Here is a 25,892-nt window from a genome sequence, read left to right as displayed (position 1 = left end):
CATGATGGGGCGTGTGAGAATTTATTATGCTAATCAAATTATTAACCAAAGTTTTCGGTAGCCGTAACGATCGTACCCTGCGTCGTATGCGCAAAGCGGTCACCGTCATTAATGGTATGGAACCGGAGATGGAAAAACTCTCCGATGACGAACTGAAAGCGAAAACGGGCGAGTTCCGTGAGCGTCTGGAAAAAGGCGCAACCCTGGAAAGCCTGATTCCAGAAGCTTTCGCCGTGGTTCGCGAAGCGAGTAAACGCGTGTTTGGCATGCGTCACTTCGACGTTCAGCTGCTCGGCGGTATGGTTCTGAACGAACGTTGCATCGCAGAAATGCGTACCGGTGAAGGTAAAACCCTGACTGCAACGCTGCCTGCGTACCTGAACGCATTGACCGGTAAAGGCGTTCACGTCGTGACCGTCAACGACTACCTGGCACAGCGTGACGCCGAAAATAACCGTCCACTGTTCGAATTCCTCGGCATGTCCGTCGGCATCAACATGTCCGGCCTGCCCGCTCCGGCGAAGCGTGAAGCATACGGCGCAGACATCACCTATGGCACCAACAACGAATACGGGTTTGACTACCTGCGCGACAACATGGCGTTTAGCCCGGAAGAACGCGTACAACGTAAACTGCACTACGCGCTGGTGGATGAGGTCGACTCAATCCTCATCGATGAAGCCCGTACTCCGCTGATCATCTCCGGCCCGGCTGAAGACAGCTCCGAGATGTACCGTAAAGTCGACAAAATCATCCCGCACCTGATTCGTCAGGAGAAAGAAGATTCCGATACCTTCCAGGGCGAAGGCCACTTCTCTGTGGATGAAAAAGCGCGTCAGGTGAACCTGACCGAACGCGGTCTGGTCCAGATCGAAGAGCTGCTGGTTGAGCAGGGCATTATGGAAGAGGGCGAGTCACTTTACTCCCCGACCAACATCATGCTGATGCACCACGTTACTGCGGCATTGCGCGCTCACGTCCTGTTCACCCGCGATGTGGATTACATCGTGAAAGACGGCGAAGTGATCATCGTTGATGAACACACTGGTCGTACCATGCAGGGCCGTCGCTGGTCTGATGGTCTGCACCAGGCTGTGGAAGCGAAAGAAGGCGTCGATATTCAGAACGAAAACCAGACGCTGGCTTCTATCACTTTCCAGAACTACTTCCGTTTGTATGAAAAACTGGCGGGCATGACCGGTACAGCGGATACCGAAGCGTTCGAGTTCAGCTCTATCTACAAACTGGATACCGTTGTCGTTCCAACGAACCGCCCAATGATCCGTAAAGATATGCCGGATCTGGTCTACATGACCGAAGCGGAAAAAATTCAGGCGATCATCGAAGATATCCGCGAGCGTACCGCTGCAGGCCAGCCGGTGCTGGTGGGTACTATCTCTATCGAAAAATCCGAAGTGGTTTCTCACGAGCTGGATAAAGCGGGCATTAAGCACAACGTGCTGAACGCTAAATTCCACGCCAAAGAGGCAGATATCGTTGCGCAGGCGGGTTATCCGGCTGCGGTTACCATCGCCACAAACATGGCGGGTCGTGGTACCGATATTATGCTGGGCGGTAGCTGGCAGGCCGAAGTGGCCGAGCTGGAAAACCCAACGCCAGAACAAATTGCGCAGATCAAAGCTGACTGGCAGGTGCGTCACGATGCGGTGCTGGCCTCCGGTGGTCTGCACATTATCGGTACTGAGCGTCACGAATCTCGTCGTATCGATAACCAGCTGCGTGGTCGTGCGGGTCGTCAGGGTGATGCCGGTTCTTCCCGCTTCTACCTGTCAATGGAAGATGCCCTGATGCGTATCTTCGCCTCTGACCGTGTGTCTGGCATGATGCGTAAACTGGGGATGAAACCGGGCGAAGCGATTGAGCACCCTTGGGTGACCAAAGCGATTGCCAACGCACAGCGTAAAGTGGAGAGCCGCAACTTCGATATTCGTAAGCAGCTGCTTGAATATGATGATGTTGCCAACGATCAGCGTCGTGCTATCTACACCCAGCGTAACGAACTGCTGGATGTGTCCGATGTGAGCGAAACCATCAACAGCATTCGCGAAGATGTCTTCAAAGTGACTATCGATGCGCACATTCCACCGCAGTCTCTGGAAGAGATGTGGGATGTTGAAGGCCTGCAGGAACGTCTGAAAAACGACTTCGATCTCGAACTGCCGATTAAAGAGTGGCTGGACAAAGAGCCAGAGCTGCACGAAGAGACGCTGCGCGAACGTATTCTGGAAACTGCGGTTGCCGTTTACAAGCAGAAGGAAGAAGTGGTTGGCACCGAGATGATGCGTCATTTCGAGAAAGGCGTCATGTTGCAGACCCTGGACTCTCTGTGGAAAGAGCATCTGGCAGCGATGGATTACCTGCGTCAGGGTATTCACCTGCGCGGCTATGCGCAGAAAGATCCTAAGCAGGAGTACAAACGTGAATCCTTCGCCATGTTCGCCTCTATGCTGGAGTCACTGAAATACGAAGTGATCAGTACCCTGAGCAAAGTTCAGGTACGTATGCCAGAAGAAGTGGAAGCGATGGAACAACAGCGTCGTGAAGAGGCTGAGCGTCTGGCACAGATGCAGCAGCTGAGTCACCAGACTGACGAAGACGAAGCGGCAGCGGCGATTGCAGCCCAGACGGGCGATCGCAAAGTGGGCCGTAACGATCCGTGCCCATGTGGTTCCGGTAAAAAATATAAAGCGTGTCATGGCCGTCTGAGCTAAACACGTATCACCAGTTGAAAAGGCGCAGACATCTGCGCCTTTTTTATGGAAGTCACAATATGAAAGTACTGCAAATCGCTGTCGGGATTATTCGCAACCCGCAAAACCAGATCTTCATTACTCAACGCGCCGCTGATGCCCATATGGCGAATAAATGGGAGTTTCCTGGCGGGAAAATCGAATCAGGTGAAACGCCGGAACAGGCGCTGATTCGCGAACTTCAGGAAGAGGTGGGGATCACCCCGAGTGGCCCTATATTGTTCGATAAGCTCGAATACCAGTTCCCGGATCGCCACATTACGCTGTGGTTCTGGGTGGTGGAAAGCTGGGAGGGGGAACCCTGGGGCAAAGAGGGACAGCCTGGCAACTGGGTTGAATTAGAAGCGCTGGACGCCGATAAATTCCCGCCAGCCAATGCGCCTGTCATTGCAAAACTGATTGAGGAATGGAAGGCCTGCTAAGCCGATTGTCAGCAGGCGCTGCGGAGAACGGGTTACTGCTGTTCTTCGCTCCAGTCGTCGCTGTCGGACAGATCGCCCGCGCTCGGGATGCGTTTCTCTTCCGCAGCCCATTCACCCAGATCGATTAACTGGCAGCGTTTGCAGCAGAACGGGCGAAACGGGCTGATTTCGCCCCAGATCACGGCTTTCCCACAGGTCGGGCAACTGACGGTAATAATTTCAGACATCAATACTCCTTAGCAACAAGCCAGTTCGAAATCGAGACGTTCTGGCACGGTGCCATTTTCACTGTCCAGCGGCATAAAGCGAATCGCAAAGCGGCTTTTATGCCCGGAAATCTGCGGATAAAGCTGCTCGCCGAGCGCAATATTCAGACGCAGCAGATCGGCATCGTCGCCGTTGTCCTGGTAAAAACCGTTAAGGCTGGTCTGCTTGCGAAACGGCGATGAGTGGCGCACGAGATCGAGGATCAGCGTCAACGCCTGATTCATCGGCTCCAGGCTTTCCATCCAGCTCGTCACCTGTGCATCGCGTTGTTGTTGCTGCATATGCAGCCACATGTGCAACGTTGGCAGGTCGAAACTGCAACAGCCACCCGGAATGCTCAGACGCTGGCGCACCAGGGCAATCAGGCGGTCTTCGCGCAGAAACTGCCCCACGCGAGGTGCGGCCATCAGAATACTACTGCTTTGTTTCAGCTGAAGACGCAGGGAGTCAATGCGGCTCTGATCGACGCCGGGGACTTCAGTCCAGGCCTGCAGTTTACGCTGCTGCCGCTCAAGTTCTTTCAGTAATTCGGTACGAACGTCACCGCGCTCAATGACATCCAGCAGATCGCCGACATTGCGAAAAAAATGCAGCGCCGTAGCGTGATCGGCGATAGGACGATGGTGCGACATCTGCTGAATGAGAAATTCTATGCGCAACCAGGTGCGCATTTTTTCATTGAGTGGGTGCTCAAAAAGGATGTGCGTATTCATTATGGTTTTTCCTGTGCTACGGCCTGCGCCGCGTAGATCAGATACTGGGCGTGCAGGCGGGCAACATCCGATTCAATTGTGTCGGGTGCGCCATCATTATCAATAACATCATCTGCGACGGCAAGGCGCGCTTCACGCGTTGCCTGCGCAGCAAGAATTTGTTCAGCGTGCTGACGAGTGACATTATCGCGCAGCATCGTACGCTGAAGCTGTGTCTCAGGTGATACATCGACGACCAGAACACGATCGGCTTTATGCTGCAGCTGATTTTCAACGAGCAAAGGAACAACCCATAGCACATAAGGTGATGTGGACGCAGCGATCTGGCGCTGAGTTTCCTGGTGAATCATGGGGTGCAGGAGGGCATTGAGCCAGGTTTTCTCAGCGGGCTGCGCAAAGATACGTTCCCGCAGCAGACGTCTGTTCAAGGTGCCATCGGCATTGATGATGTGATGTCCGAAATGCCCGGCAATCGCATTGAGGCCGGGTGTATGAGGCTCTACCACCTGACGGGCAATAATATCCGCATCAATAATCGCGATACCCCGACGTGAAAAAGCATTGGCCACGGTGCTTTTGCCACTGCCAATACCGCCCGTTAACGCTACGACGTACCCCATTAAATCAGATCCTGGGAATTATTCATTTTTAAAATCAGCTGCTTAGAAATTGAACTTACAGTAGCGAATGGTTAATTCTGTTTACCTGCTTTTGACCAGGTAAATTTATAGGATTGTAGCGTAAAAAAAGAGAAATTCGCAGTCTTGCGGAGCACGTATTAGTGCGTATGATAACGTCACTGGAGTTGTGCTTTTAACATATTTGCCTCTAACCCCAGGAATCCGCACATGCGTATCGAAGAAGATCTGAAGTTAGGTTTCAAAGACGTTCTCATCCGCCCTAAACGCTCTACGCTGAAAAGCCGCTCAGACGTTGAACTCGAACGTCAATTCACCTTTAAGCATTCCGGTCAGACCTGGTCTGGCGTGCCTGTTATTGCCGCTAATATGGATACCGTCGGTACCTTTGCTATGGCTACCGCGCTGGCGACTTTCGATATTCTGACTGCGGTGCATAAGCATTACAGCATTGAAGAGTGGAGCGCTTTTGCCGCTTCAGCGTCTGATGATGTGAAGAAACACATCATGGTATCTACCGGTACCTCCGATGCGGATTTCGAAAAAACCAAACAAATCCTGGTCGCAAATCCCGAGTTTAATTTTGTCTGCATCGACGTTGCGAATGGCTATTCCGAGCATTTTGTTCAGTTCGTCAGCAAAGCGCGTGCAGCCTGGCCGACCAAGACCATCATTGCGGGTAACGTCGTGACTGGCGAGATGTGCGAAGAGCTGATTCTGTCTGGTGCAGATATCGTGAAAGTCGGTATCGGTCCAGGCTCTGTTTGCACCACGCGTGTTAAAACAGGTGTTGGCTATCCACAGCTGTCCGCTGTGATTGAGTGTGCCGATGCGGCCCACGGCCTGGGCGGTCAGATCATCAGCGACGGTGGCTGCACCACCCCTGGCGATGTGGCGAAAGCCTTTGGCGGCGGCGCTGATTTCGTGATGCTGGGCGGTATGCTGGCAGGGCACGAAGAGAGCGGTGGCGCTGTGGTTGAAGAAAACGGCGAGAAATTTATGCTGTTCTACGGCATGAGCTCTGAATCTGCCATGAACCGCCACGTTGGCGGCGTTGCACAGTATCGTGCAGCAGAAGGTAAAACCGTTAAACTGGCTCTGCGCGGCCCGGTCGAAAATACCGCTCGCGACGTTCTGGGTGGGCTGCGTTCTGCATGCACGTATGTCGGCGCATCACGCCTGAAAGAGCTGACCAAACGCACTACCTTTATCCGCGTGCAGGAACAAGAAAACCGCGTTTTCAATAGCCTGTAATCGCTTTGTCGCTGGTGCGCACCTGCGTGCCAGCGCTATCCCGCACTCATGGCGTCCCCCAGATGGAAAATGGGCAGATACATCGCCACCACCAACGTTCCGATTATCACTCCCGTCACAATCAATAGCAGCGGTTCTAACAGCGACGCCAGATTATCCGCGTGCTGAAACGTCTGCTCGTTATGATGACGCGCCAGATTGGTCAGCATCGTATCCAGGGCTCCAGAGACCTCACCCGTTCGCACCAGCTGGATACATAATGGGGTGAAAATTCCTGCGCCACTCAGCGACGACCAGATAGATGCTCCCTGCACCACACGCTGCCTGACATCCCGCAGCACCTCTTGCCAGAACACTCCCTCGACCGACTCCTGGGCGCTTTCCAGCCCTTGTAAAAAAGCGATGCCTGCCTGCTGTGTCAGCGATAACACGGTAAATATTTGGCTCAGCTTTTGCCCACGAATCAGCGAGCCAATAATGGGCACACGCAACCCAAATCTCTGATGAAAACGCTGCCAGCCTTCATGCCGCCTTAGGAAACGCATGACGAGCACCGGGGACAGTCCGATGCATATCAGCGCGGTGAGATGCTGACCAACAAAGTCAGCAAACCCGATAACCAGCTTTGTTAGCAGCGGTAAGGGCGTATTAAACGTCTTATAGATAGCAGCAAACTCGGGCAATACCAGCGTGACCATTGCCATCACCACGACAACGGCGAGGGCCAAAATGATCGTGGGGTATCGCAGGGCCTTTTTTACTTTCGCACTAAGTTGCTGCTGTGAATGCTGCTGCTGTGCTAACTCGCGACAGCACTCTTCCAGTTTTCCGGTGAGTTCACCGGTTTTCATCATCGAAACATAGAGCGGAGAAAACACCTCCGGCCATTTCTTTAAGGCGTCGGAGAATGCATAACCCGCGCTGAGATCGTCTGCCAGACTGGCCAGTAGCGCCTGCCACTGCTTAACGGGATGCTGCTCGGCCAACATTTGCAGGCTCCAGGCGAGCGTCAGTCCAGCCTGAAGCAGGGCAGCAAGTTGTCGGAAAATTTCATAACAGTGCTGTGTCTGCCATTTTTGCTGCATAAGATTGCGCTTCAAGGCCAGCGGACAGAGCGCCTTTTGCGACAGCTGACCCCAGGCCGACTCGCGGTCGGGAGCCCAAAGTGTGCCCTGCTGCAGTTCCCCCTCAACCGTGAGCGCGCGCCAGCGCCAGAGATATTTAGCAGCCATCAGGCATCCCCAGTACGCGAAGCAGCTCTTCCAGCGTGGTGTGCCCACGCTCTACGGCCAGGCACCCGTGTTCAAATAGCGTGGTCATACCCGTTCGTCGGGCTGTTTTTTCGATCTCTTCAATTGATGCACCACTGGCGATAGCCTGGCGGATATCATTGTTCACTGGCAGCACTTCAAACAGAGCGACGCGGCCATAAAATCCGTGATAGCAACGGTCACATCCCACCGGCTGCCAGTGCGGTAGCTTGCGTGGCCAGACTGTTTTGGGGAGTCTCGCCTCCTGGTAGCTCTCTTTTCGACAATGGGGGCAGAGGCGGCGTACCAGCCTTTGTGCAATGACCAGCGTCAGAGCAGAAGAGACCATCCAGCGGGCAACCCCCATCTGCTGAAGACGGATCAGGGTCTCTGTCGTGGAATTTGTATGCAGCGTGGAGAGCACTAAATGGCCTGTCTGCGCGGCTTTGATGGCGATTTCTGCCGTTTCACCGTCGCGGATCTCACCCACCATGATGATGTCCGGATCCTGGCGTAACAGTGCCCGCAACACAGTTTGAAATGTCAGGCCCGCACGCGGGTTGATTTGCGTCTGGTTCAGCCCGGCCAGGGGGATCTCAATCGGATCTTCGACGCTGCAAATATTCACATCCTCCGCGTTTCGGGCCTGAAGTGCGCTATAGAGCGTGACAGTTTTCCCGCTGCCGGTCGGGCCGGTGACCAACAGTAACCCCTGCGGCTGGTTGAGCGCCTCGGCAAAAAGCCTGCGCTGGGCGTCTGTCATACCTAATGCGTCAAGCTCCAGAGCCTGCTGCACCTGATGCAGCAAGCGCAGCACGACTTTTTCACCACCCCGGCAGGGGAGGGTCGCAATGCGAAAAGAGACCGAGGCACCCGCCAGTTCAACGGTAAACTGCCCATCCTGCGGCAGACGGCGCTCGGCGATATCCAGATCGCCCAGCACCTTTAAACGGGCAATCAGGGTGGTTGCCAGCGCAGCCGCCAGCGGAGGCTGTGGATAAAGCACGCCATCAATACGTAAGCGGATTTGCCAGGCGTCTTCGGCAGGCTCAATGTGAATATCCGAGGCGCGCTGACTGAGCGCCTGCAGCAGCGTGCGGTTAAGAATATCGACAGCAGAACTGGCAATGGGAGTCACAACCGGCAAGTTTGACGGCGATGACGACTGCTGGTACTTCTCCATCCGCTCTTTGGTCCAGCATTCAATATCGATTCGCTTTTGCGTCGCGAAGCGCAGGGCTTCCATCATTTGGGATGCCGGCGTGTCCACCACGGCAATGCTGACCATCTCGTCGTTGCTGGTCAGCAGCAGCGCATGATGACGCTGACAAAGCAGTCTCAGTTGTTCTGAATTCATGTTTCGCCCCCTGTTATTTGCTGTCGAAGCGGAAAACGTCTTCGCACGCTTGTTGAAGGGTGCTGTCGTTTGCAATGTTGCAATCACGCGTCCAGCCGGTAATGCCGTCGCCATCGCTCCAGAGTGGGGCTAAAACCACTTCAAGACCGTTCAGACTCTCCTGGCCCGTGAGTGCCACTGCGCCTTTGGCAATGCTCATGGCAGAGACATAGCGGGTTGTCGTGGGCGAGGGAATGCCGTTAGTTCCGCCATCGCAGGTCCCGACACCGCCATGATCGAGCGCGCAAAGCTCAATCGCCGTGCGGTAGGGGACAAAAGTTTGCAGCATGTCGGTCAGTGCGGCTTTGCGCAGATAGTTTTGGTACGCCGGCACGCCGATGGCGCTCAGAATAGCGATGATGCCAATCACCACCATCAGTTCAATGAGGGTAAATCCATGTTGTCTGTTCATATCTGCTCCTTGAGTTTCGTGGCGCCACTGTGGCAGCGGCAAAAAACAAACACGAGGAGCAAAAAGAGAATTGTGAAAGGGGATTCAGAGAAATTTGACGCGGTTGCAGGAGAGCATCAGAGTTTTGCGAGAAGGGTCGTAATCACGGAATTTTCTTCCCCCTCTCTGGCATGAGAGGGGGAAGAGTCGCGTATTATTTGAAACGCATCGAGAGGTCAAGGGCCTGCACATGCTTGGTGAGTGCACCGACGGAGATGAAATCCACGCCGGTTTCAGCGAATTCGCGCAGGGTTTCATGCGTCACGTTGCCCGACACTTCAAGCTGCGCCTGGCCGTTGGTGCGTTTGACCGCTTCACGCATCTGTTCCGTCTCGAAGTTATCGAGCATGATGATATCGGCTCCGGCTTTCAGCGCGGCATCCAGCTCTTCGAGGTTTTCGACTTCAACCTCGACAGGGACGTCCGGGTGCAGCCAGAAGGCTTTTTCGACCGCCTGGCGCACAGAGCCAGACGCAATAATGTGGTTCTCTTTAATCAGGAAGGCATCGGATAACCCCAGACGATGGTTCGCTCCACCACCGCACAGCACCGCGTATTTCAGTGCAGTGCGCAGGCCGGGCAGCGTTTTACGGGTATCCAGCAGTTGGGTTTTGGTGCCTTCGAGCAGGTCGACGTAGCGACGAACGGCGCTCGCGACGCCGGATAATGTCTGGACGAAGTTCAGCGCGGTACGCTCACCCGTTAACAGCACGCGGGAAGGGCCGTCGAGTTCAAAAAGGGGCTGATTGGCGCTAATGCTGTCGCCATCCTGAACATGCCAGGTTATCTGAACGTCATCGCCGGCGAGCTGGGTAAAGACCTCCTCAACCCAGCGTTTGCCGCAGAACACGCCGTCTTGGCGGGTGATGATCACCGCGTGGGAGCGCGTCTCTTTTGGCAATAATTGTGCGGTAATATCGTTGTCCGCATTGACCTCGCCGCCCAGATCTTCGCGCAGCGCATGGGCGACGCTTGCCGGGATATCGAGGTTAATACGTTCCAGAAGCGCGTCACGTCGGTGGTCGGGGTTATAACGGCGAGGCGGCATGATAAAACTCCAAATTGGTAACGAATCATAAGATTGAAACATGCTACTCTGAACCGAGAATCTGCACCATATATAAGGAGAGCCAGCATGCAGTTACAAGATGGATGGCTGGTTGATGCGCGGCACGTACCGTCGCCACACCATGATTGCCGCCCGGAGGACGAAACGCCCTCACTGCTGGTAGTCCACAATATTAGCCTGCCGCCGGGTGAATTTGGTGGTCCGTGGATCGATGCATTATTCACCGGAACAATCGATCCCGATGCCCATCCTTTTTTTGCTGAGATTGCACACCTGCGCGTTTCTGCTCATTGTCTGATTCGCCGTGACGGTGAAATCGTCCAGTATGTTCCTTTCGATAAACGCGCATGGCATGCAGGTGTGTCGGTGTACCAGGGGCGTGAACGCTGCAACGATTTTTCGATTGGCATTGAGTTGGAAGGGACGGACACAACGCCTTACACGGATGCGCAGTATCAGGCGCTGGTTGCGGTGACGCGTGAACTCACCGCGTTGTACCCTAAAATTGCTGATAACATCACCGGGCATAGCGATATTGCGCCAGTGAGAAAAACCGATCCTGGCCCGGCGTTTGACTGGTCCCGGTTTCGCGCCATGCTTACCGCTTCGTCAGATAAGGAGATGACATGACGTTGTTTACCATGCTGCTGGTGATGATCGCTGAACGGTTGTTCAAACTGGGCGAACATTGGCATTTGGATCACCGGATGGAAGTGCTGTTCCGCCGGATTAAACATTTCTCGATGCTGCGCACCCTGCTGATGACCGCAGTGGTAATGTGCGTGGTGTATCTGCTGCTGCGTGCGCTGCACGGCCTCTTTTTCAACGTGCCGCTGCTGGTGGTGTGGATCCTGCTCGGCGTGCTGTGCATCGGTGCCGGAAAGGTGCGGTTGCACTATCACGCCTATCTGAAAGCCGCATCGCGAGACGACAGCCACGCGCGCGGCGCGATGGCAAGCGAATTGACGCTCATCCACGGTGTGCCACCAGACTGCAACGAGCGCGATTACCTGCGCGAGCTGCAAAATGCGCTGCTGTGGATTAACTTCCGCTATTATCTCGCGCCGCTGTTCTGGTTTGTGGTCGGCGGCCCGTGGGGACCGGTGTTCCTGATGGGATATGCGTTCCTGCGCGCCTGGCAAACTTGGCTTGCCCGCTATTTGACGCCGCATGAGCGTCTGCTGTCAGGAATCGATGCGATTTTACATGTGCTGGACTGGCTGCCGGTTCGCCTGGTCGGCGTGGTATATGCGCTTATTGGTCACGGTGAGAAGGCGCTTCCGGCCTGGTTTGCGTCACTGGCCGATCGACACACTTCTCAGTATCAGGTGCTGACGCGTCTGGCGCAGTTCTCCCTGGCGCGTGAGCCGCACACGGACAAAGTCGAAACCCCGAAAGCGGCGGTGTCGATGGCGAAGAAAACCTCATTTGTGATTGTGGTGCTGGTCGCGCTTCTTACGATTTACGGTACGCTGGTGTAAGCCAGCGCACCGCACGTCTCACTCAGTATCCGCAGGCGGGATGCCAAACTCTGGCATCCCGTTTTCGTTCCAGTGGACAAGCTTCAGACGGGTATGACGGTTCGGATCGTACAGCGGATCGCCCTCGATTTCGGTGTAGTTGCGCGCGTGATACACCAGCACGTCCTCACCGTCCGGCGTTTGCGTAAAGCTGTTATGCCCAGGCCCGTACTGACGATTTTCATAGCTTGTGGTAAACACCGGGCGCGGCGCTTTATGCCAGTTGGCGGGGTTACGCAGGTCAGCGCTTTTATCAATCCACAGCAGCCCCATGCAGTAATTCTCATCCGTCGCGCTGGCAGAGTAGCTGATAAACAGCCTGTCTCCGTGCTCCAGCACCGTCGGGCCTTCGTTGACCCAGAATCCGCGGCACTCCCAGTCATACTCGGGTTTGCTGAGCAGGACGGGCGCACCCGTCAGCGTCCACGGGTTTTCCATCTCGCAGAGATAGAGATTAGAGTTCCCTGAGATATCCGGCGCTTTTTGCGCCCACAGATACCAGCGTTTGCCCTGATGAACAAAGGTCGTGGCATCGAGGGCAAAGGTATCAAACGGCGTCGTTATCTGCCCTTTTTCGACCCATTTCCCGGTCAGGGGATCGCTATCGGCACATTCCAGCGCGTACATCCGGTGCTGGAACATATTGAGCTGATCGAGCGCTTTCGTGTGCGCGGCGGCAAAGTAGATGTACCATTTGCCGTCGATGTGATGCAGCTCCGGTGCCCAGATAAGCTCACTCATCGGGCCGCTCTCCGGCTTACGCCAGACCACCACTTCGGGTGCGTGGCGTAACGCTTCCAGCGAGTCGGCGCGGCGAATCGCCAGCCTGTCGTATTCTGGCACGGAGGCGATAAAGTAGTATTGCCCCTCGTGATGCAGAATAAACGGGTCGGCACGTTGTTCGATAAAGGGATTGGGCCAGTGACGCATTGGGCTTTCCTTATTTGGTTTCAGCGGCTTTGAGTTCCTGGTAATCATTCAGCTCGCGATAGTTTATGCGGCGTTTCTCCAGATCTTCCTGAATCTGCTTCATCAGTTCACGATCGACTTTCAGCAGACGAACCACACCCGCGGTGATCAGATAACCGACGCCTGGAATCAGGGTGAACAGCAGGACGATCCCGTTGATGGCATCGGCGCTTTGCGCTTTGGCACCCGCATCGTAACCGTACCAGGAGAGCAGGAATCCGACCATCGCACCAGCAATCGCCAGCCCCAGCTTGAGGAAGAAAATGTTGCCGGAGAAGCTGATCCCGGTGATGCGTTTACCGGTTTTCCACTCGCCGTAGTCGTCCACGTCGGCCATCAGCGACCAGTGCAGCGGGGAAGGGATCTGATGCAACACATTGAGCAGGAAGTAGAGCACCACAATGGTGGTCGTGGCTTTTGGATCGAAGAAGTAGAAAGCGCTGGAGAAAATGGCCAGGGCGATGTTAGTCCAGAAGAAGACTTTCAGCTTACACCAGCGGTCGGTCAGAGGTTTGGCGAGAATGCTACCGAGCATCATGCCCACCACGCCGAGACTGATAAACAGCGTGGCGAAATGAGTGCTTTGCCCCATCACCCAGGTGACGTAGTACATGGTCGCCGCCATGCGAATAAAGCCAGGGCAGACGTTACAGATAGTCAGCAGCAGAATGCGCACCCACTGATCGTTCTTCCACACATCCTTGAGATCGTTTTTAAGCTCGTCATTCGTCTGGACCGCCGGGCGAATACGTTCCCGTACGGTTGAGAAACTAAACAGGAACATGCAGGTGCCAATCAGCGCCAGCACGGTCATCGCCATTTGATAGCCTTTGGCTTTGTTGTCACCGCCAAAATACTCCACCATCGGCAGCAGGGTTAAGGAGAGCAGCAGCGTCGCAATCCCTACCATGACAAAGCGATACGACTGGCAGGCCACGCGCTCTTTCGGGTCGTTAGTGATTACCCCGCCCAACGAGCAGTAAGGGATATTGATCGCGGTGTAGGTGAGTGACAGCAGGAAATAGGTGACGAACGCATAGATAACTTTGCTGTTGTACGTCCACTCTGGTGTGGTGAACATCAGAATACTGAACAGGGCATACGGGAAGGCGATCCACAGCAGCCATGGACGAAATCGCCCATATTTACTGCGGGTACGGTCGGCAATGGCTCCCATGATGGGGTCGGTGATGGCGTCAATCACCCTCACTGACAGCAATAGCACCCCTACCAGAGCGGGGGCGAGCCCAAAGATATCCGTATAAAAGTAGTTAACAAACAACATTATGGCGCCGAAGATGATGTTGCATCCCGCGTCGCCCATGCCATAGCCGATCTTTTCTTTTACAGACAGTTTATTGTTATCCATCGACAGCTCTCCGGGTTTCGGTATGGAGAGAATTATTCGCTGGCAAATGAATATTTGCGTTGCAGTATCAGGGCGGTGATATGGATGATTTGGCTGTTGGTGAGAATTTGTGAGGCAGGTAACACGCTCTGTGCCGCATTCGGCACAGAGCGAGAAGAGATTAATGCGCTTTTACGGTTTTGGCATTTTTCTGTTTAAACAGATAGCCCACGCCGAGGATCACAATCCACACAGGAATGAGATACACGGAGATCGCCATGCCAGGGGTCATCAGCATGATCACCAGCACCGCCGCCATAAAGATCAGGCATACCCAGTTGCCCAGCGGATAGAACAGGGCAGGGAAGCGCGTTTTCACGCCTTGCTGCTGTTTCGCGCGGCGGAACTTGATGTGCGCCAGGCTAATCATCGCCCAGTTGATTACGAGTGCGGACACGACCAGCGCCATCAGCAGACCGAATGCAGATTCCGGTGCCAGATAGTTAATCAGCACGCACAGGGCGGTCACCACTGCGGACACCATAATGGAGTTCACCGGCACGCCGCGTTTGTCGACGTTCAGCAGGGCTTTCGGAGCGTTACCCTGCTGTGCCAGACCGAACAGCATACGGCTGTTGCAGTAGACGCAGCTGTTATAGACGGACAGCGCCGCGGTCAGCACCACGATGTTCAGCGCGTTTGCCACGAAGGTATCGCCCAGTTCATGGAAGATCAGGACAAACGGGCTGGTGTCAGCGGTGACGCGCGTCCACGGCAGCAGAGAGAGCAGAACCGCCAGTGAACCCACATAGAAGATCAGAATACGGTAGATAACCTGGTTGGTGGCTTTCGGGATGCTCTGCTCAGGGTTATCAGCTTCGGCGGCGGTAATCCCCACCAGCTCAAGCCCACCGAACGAGAACATAATGATAGCCATCATCATCACCAGCCCGGTCATGCCATGAGGCAAGAACCCGCCTTGCTCCCACAGGTTGCGTACGGTCGCCTGCGGGCCACCGTTGCCGCTGAACAGCAGCCAGCCGCCGAAAATGATCATCGCCACAACCGCGATCACTTTGATAATCGCGAACCAGAACTCCATCTCACCAAACACTTTGACGTTAGTCAGGTTGATGGCGTTGATGATCACGAAGAAAGCCGCTGCTGATGCCCAGGTTGGGATCTCCGGATACCAGAACTGGATGTATTTCCCGACGGCAGTCAGCTCAGCCATGGCAACCAGAACGTACAGGACCCAGTAGTTCCAGCCCGACGCGAAACCAGCAAAGCCGCCCCAGTACTTATAGGCAAAGTGGCTGAAGGAGCCGGCTACCGGCTCTTCAACCACCATTTCACCAAGCTGGCGCATAATAAGGAAGGCGATAAAGCCCGCGATGGCATAGCCCAGAATAATCCCCGGACCTGCCGACTGAATGACGGATGCGCTGCCCAGAAACAGGCCGGTACCGATAGCGCCACCCAACGCGATGAGCTGTATATGGCGGTTTTTAAGGCCGCGCTTTAGCTGATCGCCATGCTGTTGAGCTTCCATTTGAAACCTCGTGTGTGGTTGTTATGTTCACGCTCGGGCGTGTGTAATTATGAAAGTCCATTTTCTGTATTTATTTCTTTACGGTGAAGTTGACCGAAAAAAGCGGAGATGGCTTCCGTTGACGCAAGAATAGTGTTAAGCGCTAGCGAATGCACCTGCTTTATGAAGGGATGACGATCGCTTGAATAAAAAGAAAGCATTTGTAAATGCGTGCGCGTCGCCCCCTCACCCCATCTATAGAATAAAAATGCTCCATAAGTGGGCGAATTTTCATTATTTACCTTGTTGAATCGCTTCAGATTGCAAATCCCCTCGTTTCAATAAGGTTAAAACTACCTTTTTAGTGGTAACCAGTTCATTTGTGCAAAGTTACATTTCTGAAACGTTATTTCTGTAAGGTTGTTAAAATGTGCAGGGTTTACTGATTTCAATCAAAACCAATATGGACAGAAGGTGAATACTTTGTTACTTTAGCGATACGAACATGAAATTGGTAAGACCAATTTACTCCGGGCAAAAAGGCGTAAGACAGGGAATATGGCCTACAGCAAAATTCGCCAACCAAAACTATCGGATGTGATAGAGCAGCAGCTGGAGTTTTTAATCCTCGAAGGGACTCTGCGCCCCGGTGAAAAACTCCCGCCTGAACGCGAGCTGGCAAAACAGTTCGACGTTTCCCGTCCCTCTCTGCGTGAGGCGATTCAACGTCTCGAAGCGAAGGGCTTGCTGCTTCGTCGTCAGGGCGGTGGAACGTTTGTGCAAAATAGCCTGTGGCAGAGCTTCAGCGATCCGCTGGTCGAGCTTTTGTCTGACCACCCAGAATCCCAGTTTGACCTGCTTGAAACCCGTCACGCGCTTGAAGGTATCGCTGCTTATTACGCGGCCCTGCGCAGCAATGATGAAGATCGCGTGCGTATTCGCGAGCTGCATCAGGCCATTGAACGGGCACAGCAGTCAGGCGATCTCGACGCCGAGTCCAATGCCGTCGTCCAGTATCAAATTGCCGTCACCGAAGCAGCGCACAATGTCGTGCTTCTCCACCTGCTTCGCTGTATGGAGCCGATGCTGGCCCAGAATGTTCGACAAAATTTTGAATTGTTGTACGCCCGCCGGGAGATGCTCCCGCTGGTCAGCAATCATCGCACCCGTGTATTCGAGGCGATAATGGCCGGGGAACCGGAGCAGGCGCGTGAAGCGTCGCACCGTCACCTGGCTTTCATTGAGGAAATCTTGCTGGACCGCAGCCGTGAACAGAGTCGTAGAGAACGTTCACTCCGCCGCATACAGCAACGAAAGGATTAAGCGCCAGAGTTTTTTTAGAGCGCGGCAACTAAACGCAGAACCTGTCTTATTGTGTTCTTTGCTGAGAGCACAATGGGACAGGTTCCAGACAAATCAACGTATTAGATAGATAAGGAATACCCCCATGTCAGAACGTCTCCAAAATGACGTGGATCCGATCGAAACTCGCGACTGGCTACAGGCGATCGAATCGGTCATCCGTGAAGAAGGTGTTGAGCGCGCTCAGTATCTGATTGATCAGCTGCTTTCAGAAGCCCGTAAAGGTGGCGTGAAAGTAGCTTCAGGTGCAGGGGCTAGCAACTACGTAAACACGATTGCCGTCGAAGACGAACCGGAATACCCGGGCAATCTGGATCTGGAACGTCGTATCCGTTCTGCAATTCGCTGGAACGCGATCATGACCGTTCTGCGCGCATCCAAGAAAGACCTGGAGCTGGGCGGCCACATGGCTTCCTTCCAGTCTTCTGCGACCGTTTATGAAGTGTGCTTTAACCACTTCTTCCGCGCACGCACCGAGAAAGACGGCGGCGACCTGGTTTACTTCCAGGGCCACATCTCTCCGGGCGTTTACGCACGTGCGTTCCTGGAAGGTCGTCTGACTGAAGAGCAGATGAACAACTTCCGTCAGGAAGTTCACGGTAAAGGTCTGTCTTCTTACCCGCATCCTAAACTGATGCCTGAGTTCTGGCAGTTCCCGACCGTTTCTATGGGTCTGGGTCCAATCGGTGCGATTTACCAGGCTAAATTCCTGAAATATCTGGAACACCGTGGCCTGAAAGATACCTCTCAGCAGACCGTTTACGCCTTCCTGGGCGACGGCGAGATGGATGAGCCAGAATCTAAAGGTGCGATCACCATCGCTACCCGTGAGAAACTGGACAACCTGTGCTTCATCATCAACTGTAACCTGCAGCGTCTGGATGGTCCGGTAACCGGCAACGGCAAGATCATCAACGAACTGGAAGGCATCTTCAGCGGTGCTGGCTGGAACGTCGTTAAAGTGATGTGGGGCGGTCGTTGGGATGAGCTGCTGCGTAAAGACACCAGCGGTAAACTGATTCAGCTGATGAACGAAACCGTTGACGGCGACTATCAGACCTTCAAATCCAAAAACGGTGCCTACGTTCGTGAGCACTTCTTCGGTAAATACCCTGAAACCGCAGCGCTGGTTGCAGACTGGTCTGACGATCAGATCTGGGCTCTGAACCGTGGCGGCCACGATCCGAAGAAAGTCTACGCAGCACTGAAAAACGCGCAAGAAACCAAAGGCAAAGCAACAGTTATCCTGGCTCATACCATCAAAGGTTATGGCATGGGTGACACCGCCGAAGGTAAAAACATTGCGCACCAGGTGAAGAAAATGAACATGGACGGCGTGCGTTATATCCGCGACCGCTTCAACGTTCCTGTCACCGACGAGCAGGTTGAAAACCTCTCTTACATCACCTTCCCGGAAGGTTCTGAAGAACACACCTACCTGCACGCACAGCGTCAGAAACTGAACGGCTACCTGCCGTCCCGTCAGGTGAACTTCACTGAGAAACTGGAACTGCCGGTTCTGGAAGACTTCTCCCAGCTGCTGGAAGAGCAGAACAAAGAGATCTCTACCACTATCGCGTTCGTTCGTGCCCTGAACGTGATGCTGAAGAACAAGTCGATCAAAGATCGCCTGGTTCCAATCATCGCCGATGAAGCGCGTACCTTCGGTATGGAAGGTCTGTTCCGTCAGATCGGTATTTACAGCCCGAACGGCCAGCAGTACACCCCGCAGGACCGTGAGCAGGTTGCATACTACAAAGAAGACGAGAAAGGCCAGATTCTGCAGGAAGGGATCAACGAGCTGGGCGCAGGCGCATCCTGGCTGGCTGCTGCGACCTCTTACAGCACCAACAACCTGCCGATGATTCCGTTCTACATCTACTACTCCATGTTCGGTTTCCAGCGTATCGGTGACCTGTGCTGGCAGGCTGGCGACCAACAGGCTCGCGGCTTCCTGGTCGGTGGTACTTCCGGTCGTACGACTCTGAACGGTGAAGGTCTGCAGCACGAAGATGGTCACAGCCACATTCAGTCTCTGACTATCCCGAACTGTATCTCTTATGACCCGTCTTACGCGTACGAAGTGGCAGTCATCATGCATGACGGTCTGGTTCGTATGTACGGTGAAGCGCAAGAGAACATTTACTACTACATCACCACTCTGAACGAAAACTACCACATGCCGGCTATGCCAGCAGGTGCCGAGGAAGGTATCCGTAAAGGTATCTACAAACTCGAAACCATCGCGGGTAGCAAAGGTAAAGTTCAGCTGCTGGGCTCCGGTTCTATCCTGCGTCACGTACGTGAAGCAGCGCAGATCCTGGCGAACGACTACGGCGTTGGCTCTGACGTGTACAGCGTAACGTCCTTCACTGAACTGGCACGTGATGGCCAGGATTGTGAGCGCTGGAACATGCTGCACCCAATGGAAACGCCACGCGTACCGTACATCGCTCAGGTGATGAACGACGCTCCGGCAGTCGCATCTACTGACTATATGAAACTGTTCGCCGAGCAGGTTCGTACTTATGTACCGGCTGATGATTACCGCGTACTGGGTACCGACGGCTTCGGTCGCTCTGACAGCCGCGAAAACCTGCGTCACCACTTCGAAGTTGACTCTTCTTACGTGGTCGTTGCAGCGCTGGGCGAACTGGCTAAACGTGGCGAAATCGATAAGAAAGTGGTTGCAGATGCAATCACCAAATTCAACATCGATGCAGATAAAGTTAACCCGCGTCTGGCGTAAGAGGTAAAAGAATAATGGCTATCGAAATCAATGTACCGGACATCGGGGCTGATGAAGTTGAAATCACCGAGATCCTGGTCAAAGTAGGCGACAAAGTTGAAGCTGAACAGTCGCTGATCACCGTAGAAGGCGATAAAGCCTCTATGGAAGTCCCGTCTCCTCAGGCTGGCATCGTTAAAGAGATCAAAGTCTCTGTTGGCGATAAAACCGAGACTGGCAAACTGATCATGATTTTCGATTCCGCCGACGGTGCAGCAGCTGCTGCACCTGCGCAGGAAGAGAAGAAAGAAGCAGCGGCTCCGGCAGCTGCACCAGCGGCTGCGGCTGCAAAAGACGTTAACGTGCCTGACATCGGCGGTGACGAAGTTGAAGTGACTGAGATCATGGTGAAAGTGGGCGACACCGTTGCTGCTGAACAATCCCTGATCACCGTAGAAGGCGACAAAGCCTCTATGGAAGTCCCGGCTCCGTTCGCGGGCGTGGTGAAAGAGATCAAAATCAACACCGGCGACAAAGTGTCTACCGGCTCCCTGATTATGGTCTTCGAAGTGGCAGGTGCTGCACCGGCTGCGGCTCCAGCACAGGCGGCTGCTCCGGCAGCGGCTGCTGCACCTGCAGCGTCTGGCGCGAAAGACGTTAACGTTCCGGATATCGGCGGTGACGAAGTTGAAGTGACTGAAGTGATGGTGAAAGTGGGCGACAAAGTTGCCGCTGAGCAGTCACTGATCACCGTAGAAGGCGACAAAGCCTCTATGGAAGTCCCGGCTCCGTTCGCAGGTACCGTTAAAGAAATCAAAATCAGCACCGGCGACAAAGTGTCTACCGGCTCTCTGATCATGGTCTTCGAAGTGGAAGGCGCTGCGACTGCTGCGGCTCCGGCTGCTGCGCCAGCACCTGCTGCCGCCGCTCCGGCGCCTGCTGCGAAAGCCGCTGCACCGGCCGCGAAAGCTGAAGGCAAATCTGAGTTTGCTGAGAACGACGCGTACGTTCACGCGACTCCGCTGATTCGTCGCCTGGCGCGCGAATTCGGCGTGAATCTGGCGAAAGTGAAAGGGACGGGCCGTAAAGGTCGTATCCTGCGCGAAGACGTTCAGACTTACGTGAAAGAAGCTGTGAAACGCGCTGAAGCGGCACCAGCTGCTGCTGCCGGTGGCGGTATTCCGGGCATGCTGCCATGGCCGAAAGTGGACTTCAGCAAGTTTGGTGAAATCGAAGAAGTGGAACTGGGCCGTATCCAGAAAATCTCTGGTGCTAACCTGAGCCGTAACTGGGTGATGATCCCGCACGTTACTCACTTCGACAAAACCGATATCACCGATCTGGAAGCGTTCCGTAAACAGCAGAACGCCGAAGCCGAGAAACGTAAACTGGACGTGAAATTCACCCCAGTGGTCTTCATCATGAAAGCTGTTGCGGCAGCTCTTGAGCAGATGCCACGTTTCAACAGCTCCCTGTCTGAAGATGCACAGCGTCTGACGCTGAAGAAATACATCAACATCGGTGTTGCGGTTGATACGCCAAATGGTCTGGTTGTTCCGGTCTTCAAAGACGTGAACAAGAAGAGCATCACTGAGCTGTCCCGTGAACTGACGGTGATCTCCAAGAAAGCGCGTGATGGTAAGCTGACTGCCGGCGAAATGCAGGGCGGTTGCTTCACTATCTCCAGCATCGGCGGCCTGGGTACTACCCACTTCGCGCCGATTGTTAACGCGCCGGAAGTGGCGATCCTCGGTGTGTCCAAGTCCGCGATGGAACCGGTGTGGAATGGTAAAGAGTTTGTGCCGCGTCTGATGATGCCAATCTCTCTCTCCTTCGACCACCGCGTGATCGACGGTGCTGATGGTGCGCGCTTCATTACCATCATCAATAACACCCTGAGCGATATTCGCCGCCTGGTGATGTAATCGCAAAAGCCGGCCAGTCGGCCGGCTTTTTGTCTTGTAATCTCATGAAAATTGTGAGGTTATTGGTAAAGACAAGAATTCATGAGCCGTTTGTTGTTTCAAAATTGTTAACAATTTTGTAAAATACGGGCGGATAGAACGTCCCGGTGGATGAAGGGCGACAAGTACCTGGACCGCCGGAAATCAATAAGAGGTCATGATGAGTACTGAAATCAAAACTCAGGTCGTGGTACTTGGGGCAGGCCCGGCAGGTTACTCTGCTGCCTTCCGTTGCGCTGATTTAGGTCTGGAAACCGTTATCGTAGAACGTTACAACACCCTCGGCGGTGTTTGTCTGAACGTCGGCTGTATCCCTTCTAAAGCACTGCTGCACGTTGCAAAAGTTATCGAAGAAGCCAAAGCACTGGCTGACCACGGTATCGTCTTCGGCGAGCCGAAAACCGATATCGACAAGATTCGTACCTGGAAAGAGAAAGTGATCACTCAGCTGACCGGTGGTCTGGCGGGTATGGCCAAAGGCCGTAAAGTGAAAGTGGTCAACGGTCTGGGTAAATTCACCGGGGCCAACACCCTGGAAGTGGAAGGTGAAAACGGCAAAACCGTGATCAACTTCGACAACGCGATCATCGCGGCGGGCTCCCGTCCGATCGAACTCCCGTTCATTCCGCATGAAGATCCTCGCGTATGGGATTCCACCGACGCACTGGAACTGAAAACCGTACCAAAACGCCTGCTGGTTATGGGTGGCGGTATCATCGGTCTGGAAATGGGTACCGTATACCATGCGCTGGGTTCAGAGATTGACGTGGTTGAGATGTTCGACCAGGTTATCCCGGCTGCCGATAAAGATATCGTTAAAGTCTTCACCAAACGCATCAGCAAGAAATTCAACCTGATGCTGGAAACCAAAGTCACTGCCGTTGAAGCAAAAGAAGACGGTATTTACGTTTCCATGGAAGGCAAAAAAGCCCCTGCTGAAGCGCAGCGTTACGACGCCGTACTGGTAGCGATTGGCCGTGTGCCAAACGGTAAAAACCTCGATGCAGGCGCTGCTGGCGTTGAAGTGGACGACCGTGGCTTTATCCGTGTGGACAAACAGCTGCGTACCAACGTGCCGCACATCTTTGCTATCGGCGATATCGTCGGTCAGCCAATGCTGGCGCACAAAGGTGTTCACGAAGGTCACGTTGCCGCTGAAGTTATCGCGGGCATGAAACACTACTTCGACCCGAAAGTCATTCCATCAATCGCGTACACCGAGCCGGAAGTTGCCTGGGTCGGTCTGACCGAGAAAGAAGCGAAAGAGAAAGGCATCAGCTACGAAACCGCCACCTTCCCGTGGGCAGCTTCTGGCCGTGCGATTGCTTCCGATTGCGCTGATGGCGTGACCAAACTGATCTTCGACAAAGAGACTCACCGTGTGATCGGTGGTGCGATTGTCGGTACCAACGGCGGCGAGCTGCTGGGTGAGATCGGTCTGGCTATCGAAATGGGTTGTGACGCTGAAGACATCGCGCTGACCATCCACGCGCACCCGACTCTGCACGAGTCCGTGGGCCTGGCTGCAGAAGTGTTTGAAGGTAGCATCACCGACCTGCCAAACGCGAAAGCCAAGAAGAAGTAATCTCTCGAACCGTAAAAAGCCGCTCAACTGAGCGGCTTTTTTTATTTACGGCGCAACGGGCTGCCACTCTTTATCAGGATGATAAGCCGTTATCGCTTTCGCTTTCTTCTGCGATTCACTTCCCAGGTTTGTCTGATACACCTGATCATCACCGTTCACCACAAAACTCATCACGCCAGTCTGCCCGTAGCTGACGGGCCAGGCGATCATCGCAAAGCCGCTCTCTTTATCCGGCAGAATGCGGAAGTGATAGCCGTGATAACCGGTTCCCGGCACCTGCGGGCTGAATGCTGGCCCTAGCGGGCTGGGCGCTTCACCCGGCGCGGCTGGCCAGTATAAACCGTCTTTTTTCCCTTCAGTGCTGATCACTTTTTCCGCATAGCGATGGTTGAGTGCGAAGAAACTCTTCTGTGCATCCACATAGGCGTGGAGCGCTTCAATAGCGGCCAGCTCGTTGCGACCGATCTCCCGTGTCAGGATCTCTTCGGCGGCTTTTTGCATATCAAACTGCCAGCCAGCGGCGCGTTTCACCGCCGGGATGGGCAATTGCCAGTCGCTGTCGCCCACGTTAAGGTGCGCCACATCGCCGTTGATCACCGTGTGGTGGCTGACTTTCCAGTCGCGCAGAAAACGGTCGACCGCCTCCGGATCGACGCCTTCCGGCGGCAGAAAATCACGCCAGTCATCGCCGAGCAGATTTTTCATCTCGGCTTCGTTTTGCCCACTGATGGCTTTCGCCAGCGCGCTGGTCGCCTCGTCCGGCGTGGCAAAATTCTGCTGTGCGAGGGCGAAGGTTGAGACCATGAACAACATCATCCCACTGAGTAATTTCGTTTTCATTTCGATTCCCTTAGCGGTGACGGAATTCACGGTGTTCGCTGCGGCCTGCCGGCATTTGCCGTGGCTGCTGGCGATTCTGGTGTTGCGCGGTGAACTGACGGCTTTGCGCCCCGCGCTGTTGCTGCGCCTGCCAGTTGGCTGAGCGGCTATCATTGCCGCTTAACGCATTGGCTCGCGGTTGCGTATTTCGCTGGCGGGTTGGCTGTGAGGCCGGTCGATCCTGCCGCTGTGACAGACTCTGATGATTCTCGCGCTGCGTTTTGTTGTTCGCTCGCTGGGCGGTGTTCGGTTTACTGGTGTCGTACCCGCGATAGTTATTACGCTGGGAAATCTGTTTCAGCTGATTGTTCGCCGCCTGACGCTGCACGTCTTTGGTTGCCGGGCGCTGGGTTTGTGAAAGGGTTTTCCCGGTTGATTGCTGAACTTGCGCCATCGCCGCCTGACGCTGGCTGTCGCGATTGATCGGTTGGTGCTGAGTGGCACTCAGACCCGTCGCGCTATTCGTCGAGTGGAAGCGGTTGTTCAACTGATTATTTGGATACGGAACGCCTTCGCGATAGGCCGGATTATGCTGCCAGGTGCGGTTGTTATCCGTCAGGCGCTGTCCGCTGATTTTGTTGAAATTATCCACATTGATATTGATGTTGTTATCACCATTGCGGTTATAGCCGCCGTTGTGGTGATCGTAGTCATCGTGATCATGATGGTGATAATCGTCGTCATCGTCCCAGTCGATATTGCTGAAAATCGCGTAAGTCGTGGCGACCCCAAGGCTAAACCCAAGGCCTTTCACCAGGCTATCGGTAAACTGCTCGCCAGGGGAAGGGGGCAGGTAAACCGGCGGATAGCTGGCGCTGGGCCAGGTGCCGTAAACCGTGTTGGGATTGTAGGTCGGGACGTAAACCACCTGCGGATCGGCGGACTCGATTTTAATCACCGTTGGACTGCTCGTCGTGGCAGCGGTCGTTGACGTTGTGCCGGACGCTGTGCTGGCAGCCGGGGCCGCTTTCTTCACGCTGGTGACCGTTTGCTGTGGCGTGGACTGCAGCGCGCCCGTCTGCTGGGCCAGGAGCCGCAGACGCTGGACGGAGTCCATCACATCTTTCGGCTGAGCCAAAAACGCATCGCCGAGGCTTTGAATCCATGGCGGGTTTTCCCCCATCAGGGACATCAACTGAGGGAAGGCCACCAGGGATTTAACGCTGGGGTCCCACGGCTGATTGCTCACCGCCTGAATGGCGGCATCACCCTGCATTTTGGGGTTATCTTTCGACCACTGCGCGGCCTGAATCACGTTCGCCGGGTAGGTTGAGGCCATCAGGATCTGTGAGAGCAGTGCGTCAGGGTAGAGCGCGATGGGCGCGGTCCACTGATCGATTTGCGCGGCGGTATAGGTCGGGGTGACCACCGGGGCGGGTGTCGGGGAAACAGACTGAGGTGTGGTGGGCGCCACAGCGGGCGGAGGCGTTGAAACCGTCTCGGGCGCTCGACTTTTCACATACATGACGCCGGATGCGGCTAACAGCCCGGCACTGCACAGCAGGACAAGCAGATGTGGCTTAAAGGGCAACTTCATAGTGTGACTCCAGCGTAAGCAGTGTCGATGAGCGTTCTTGTTGCCGCGAGTATATTCACCCGTATTTTGTGGTTTTGATTAATGTTGGGAAACGGCCCGCTGTATCCGGATAAAGAGTGTGAGCATTTATTACACAAATTATATCCGATGGGGAAAAAGGCGTGAGATATTCAAAAGGCCGCTCTTGCGAGCGGCCAGCAGCTAGTTGCCGAGATAAACGACGAACAGCACGGTGATG

21 protein-coding genes are annotated in these 25,892 nt (G+C 54.5%); 9 read left to right on the top strand and 12 right to left on the bottom strand.

Annotated features, from left to right (window positions below):
* Positions 1–26: 26 nt before the first annotated feature.
* Both secA and mutT read left to right on the top strand, forming a co-directional pair.
* Complete coding sequence (secA, locus tag DAI21_RS00710) at positions 27–2,732, top strand: preprotein translocase subunit SecA (protein ID WP_107702255.1); 2,706 nt, start codon at positions 27–29, stop codon at positions 2,730–2,732.
* A 59-nt stretch (positions 2,733–2,791) separates the two neighbouring features.
* Positions 2,792–3,193, top strand: a complete 402-nt coding sequence (mutT, locus tag DAI21_RS00705) for an 8-oxo-dGTP diphosphatase MutT (protein ID WP_107702254.1) — start codon at positions 2,792–2,794, stop codon at positions 3,191–3,193.
* A gap of 32 nt (positions 3,194–3,225) precedes the next feature.
* On the opposite strand, the gene yacG is transcribed toward mutT, so the two are convergent.
* The 3 genes from yacG to coaE are packed head-to-tail and all read right to left on the bottom strand — an operon-like array spanning position 3,226 to position 4,793.
* Positions 3,226–3,420, bottom strand: a complete 195-nt coding sequence (gene yacG / locus DAI21_RS00700) for a DNA gyrase inhibitor YacG (RefSeq protein ID WP_100777615.1) — start codon at positions 3,418–3,420, stop codon at positions 3,226–3,228.
* Positions 3,421–3,429: 9 nt separating this feature from the next.
* Entirely contained in the window at positions 3,430–4,173 is a 744-nt protein-coding gene (zapD, locus tag DAI21_RS00695) for a cell division protein ZapD (RefSeq protein WP_107702253.1), read from the bottom strand.
* Positions 4,173–4,793: a dephospho-CoA kinase gene (gene coaE, locus DAI21_RS00690; RefSeq protein WP_107702252.1), complete on the bottom strand. Its 621-nt coding sequence runs from the start codon at positions 4,791–4,793 to the stop codon at positions 4,173–4,175. Before coaE ends, zapD begins: the two co-directional genes overlap by 1 nt.
* Before the next feature lie 228 nt (positions 4,794–5,021).
* Between coaE and DAI21_RS00685 the strand changes: the two genes are divergently transcribed.
* Positions 5,022–6,065, top strand: coding sequence for a GMP reductase (locus DAI21_RS00685; RefSeq protein ID WP_100777612.1), 1,044 nt, complete (start codon positions 5,022–5,024; stop codon positions 6,063–6,065).
* A 35-nt stretch (positions 6,066–6,100) separates the two neighbouring features.
* Here DAI21_RS00685 and hofC read toward each other — a convergent pair whose 3' ends face one another.
* The 4 genes from hofC to nadC form a co-directional block, all read right to left on the bottom strand.
* A complete protein-coding gene (gene hofC / locus DAI21_RS00680) occupies positions 6,101–7,297 on the bottom strand; it encodes a protein transport protein HofC (protein WP_107702251.1) in 1,197 nt (398 codons plus the stop codon).
* The gene (gene gspE, locus DAI21_RS00675; protein WP_107702250.1) at positions 7,287–8,672 is read right to left on the bottom strand and encodes a type II secretion system protein GspE; all 1,386 of its coding nucleotides are present in this window, start codon (positions 8,670–8,672) and stop codon (positions 7,287–7,289) included. The genes hofC and gspE overlap by 11 nt, the downstream gene beginning before the upstream one ends.
* A 13-nt stretch (positions 8,673–8,685) precedes the next feature.
* Positions 8,686–9,123 (bottom strand): prepilin peptidase-dependent pilin, encoded by a 438-nt coding sequence (ppdD, locus tag DAI21_RS00670; protein WP_107702249.1) that lies wholly within the window; start codon positions 9,121–9,123, stop codon positions 8,686–8,688.
* 193 nt (positions 9,124–9,316) lie between these two features.
* Entirely contained in the window at positions 9,317–10,210 is an 894-nt protein-coding gene (gene nadC, locus DAI21_RS00665) for a carboxylating nicotinate-nucleotide diphosphorylase (RefSeq protein ID WP_107702248.1), read from the bottom strand.
* Between the two features lie 87 nt (positions 10,211–10,297).
* Here nadC and ampD point away from each other — a divergent pair, with 87 nt between their 5' ends.
* Positions 10,298–10,861, top strand: a complete 564-nt coding sequence (gene ampD, locus DAI21_RS00660) for a 1,6-anhydro-N-acetylmuramyl-L-alanine amidase AmpD (RefSeq protein ID WP_107702247.1) — start codon at positions 10,298–10,300, stop codon at positions 10,859–10,861.
* Positions 10,858–11,712, top strand: coding sequence for a beta-lactamase regulator AmpE (ampE, locus tag DAI21_RS00655; protein ID WP_100777606.1), 855 nt, complete (start codon positions 10,858–10,860; stop codon positions 11,710–11,712). Before ampD ends, ampE begins: the two co-directional genes overlap by 4 nt.
* An 18-nt stretch (positions 11,713–11,730) precedes the next feature.
* Here ampE and DAI21_RS00650 read toward each other — a convergent pair whose 3' ends face one another.
* The 3 genes from DAI21_RS00650 to aroP all read right to left on the bottom strand — a co-directional run bounded on the left by DAI21_RS00650 (position 11,731) and on the right by aroP (position 15,620).
* The gene (locus tag DAI21_RS00650; RefSeq protein ID WP_107702246.1) at positions 11,731–12,681 is read right to left on the bottom strand and encodes a family 43 glycosylhydrolase; all 951 of its coding nucleotides are present in this window, start codon (positions 12,679–12,681) and stop codon (positions 11,731–11,733) included.
* Between the two features lie 10 nt (positions 12,682–12,691).
* Positions 12,692–14,089 carry a glycoside-pentoside-hexuronide (GPH):cation symporter gene (locus DAI21_RS00645; protein ID WP_100777604.1) on the bottom strand — a complete coding sequence of 466 codons (1,398 nt, stop codon included), beginning with the start codon at positions 14,087–14,089 and terminating at the stop codon, positions 12,692–12,694.
* 160 nt (positions 14,090–14,249) lie between these two features.
* A complete protein-coding gene (gene aroP / locus DAI21_RS00640; RefSeq protein ID WP_100777603.1) occupies positions 14,250–15,620 on the bottom strand; it encodes an aromatic amino acid transporter AroP in 1,371 nt (456 codons plus the stop codon).
* 537 nt (positions 15,621–16,157) lie between these two features.
* Here aroP and pdhR point away from each other — a divergent pair.
* From pdhR to lpdA, 4 genes are all read left to right on the top strand, one after another.
* Positions 16,158–16,922 (top strand): pyruvate dehydrogenase complex transcriptional repressor PdhR, encoded by a 765-nt coding sequence (gene pdhR / locus DAI21_RS00635; protein WP_100777602.1) that lies wholly within the window; start codon positions 16,158–16,160, stop codon positions 16,920–16,922.
* A 124-nt stretch (positions 16,923–17,046) separates the two neighbouring features.
* On the top strand, positions 17,047–19,710 hold the full coding sequence (gene aceE / locus DAI21_RS00630; protein ID WP_107702245.1) for a pyruvate dehydrogenase (acetyl-transferring), homodimeric type: 2,664 nt from the start codon (positions 17,047–17,049) through the stop codon (positions 19,708–19,710).
* Between the two features lie 14 nt (positions 19,711–19,724).
* Positions 19,725–21,614, top strand: a complete 1,890-nt coding sequence (gene aceF / locus DAI21_RS00625; protein ID WP_107702244.1) for a pyruvate dehydrogenase complex dihydrolipoyllysine-residue acetyltransferase — start codon at positions 19,725–19,727, stop codon at positions 21,612–21,614.
* 199 nt (positions 21,615–21,813) lie between these two features.
* Positions 21,814–23,238, top strand: a complete 1,425-nt coding sequence (lpdA, locus tag DAI21_RS00620; protein WP_100777599.1) for a dihydrolipoyl dehydrogenase — start codon at positions 21,814–21,816, stop codon at positions 23,236–23,238.
* 45 nt (positions 23,239–23,283) lie between these two features.
* On the opposite strand, the gene DAI21_RS00615 is transcribed toward lpdA, so the two are convergent.
* Positions 23,284–24,078: a DUF2950 family protein gene (locus tag DAI21_RS00615; RefSeq protein ID WP_107702243.1), complete on the bottom strand. Its 795-nt coding sequence runs from the start codon at positions 24,076–24,078 to the stop codon at positions 23,284–23,286.
* Between the two features lie 10 nt (positions 24,079–24,088).
* On the bottom strand, positions 24,089–25,654 hold the full coding sequence (locus DAI21_RS00610; protein ID WP_107702242.1) for a DUF3300 domain-containing protein: 1,566 nt from the start codon (positions 25,652–25,654) through the stop codon (positions 24,089–24,091).
* Positions 25,655–25,892 lie beyond the last annotated feature (238 nt).

Source organism: Lelliottia sp. WB101 (assembly GCF_003051885.1).
Lineage (GTDB): Bacteria > Pseudomonadota > Gammaproteobacteria > Enterobacterales > Enterobacteriaceae > Enterobacter > Enterobacter nimipressuralis.
This window is presented reverse-complemented; position numbering and strand designations above follow the sequence as displayed.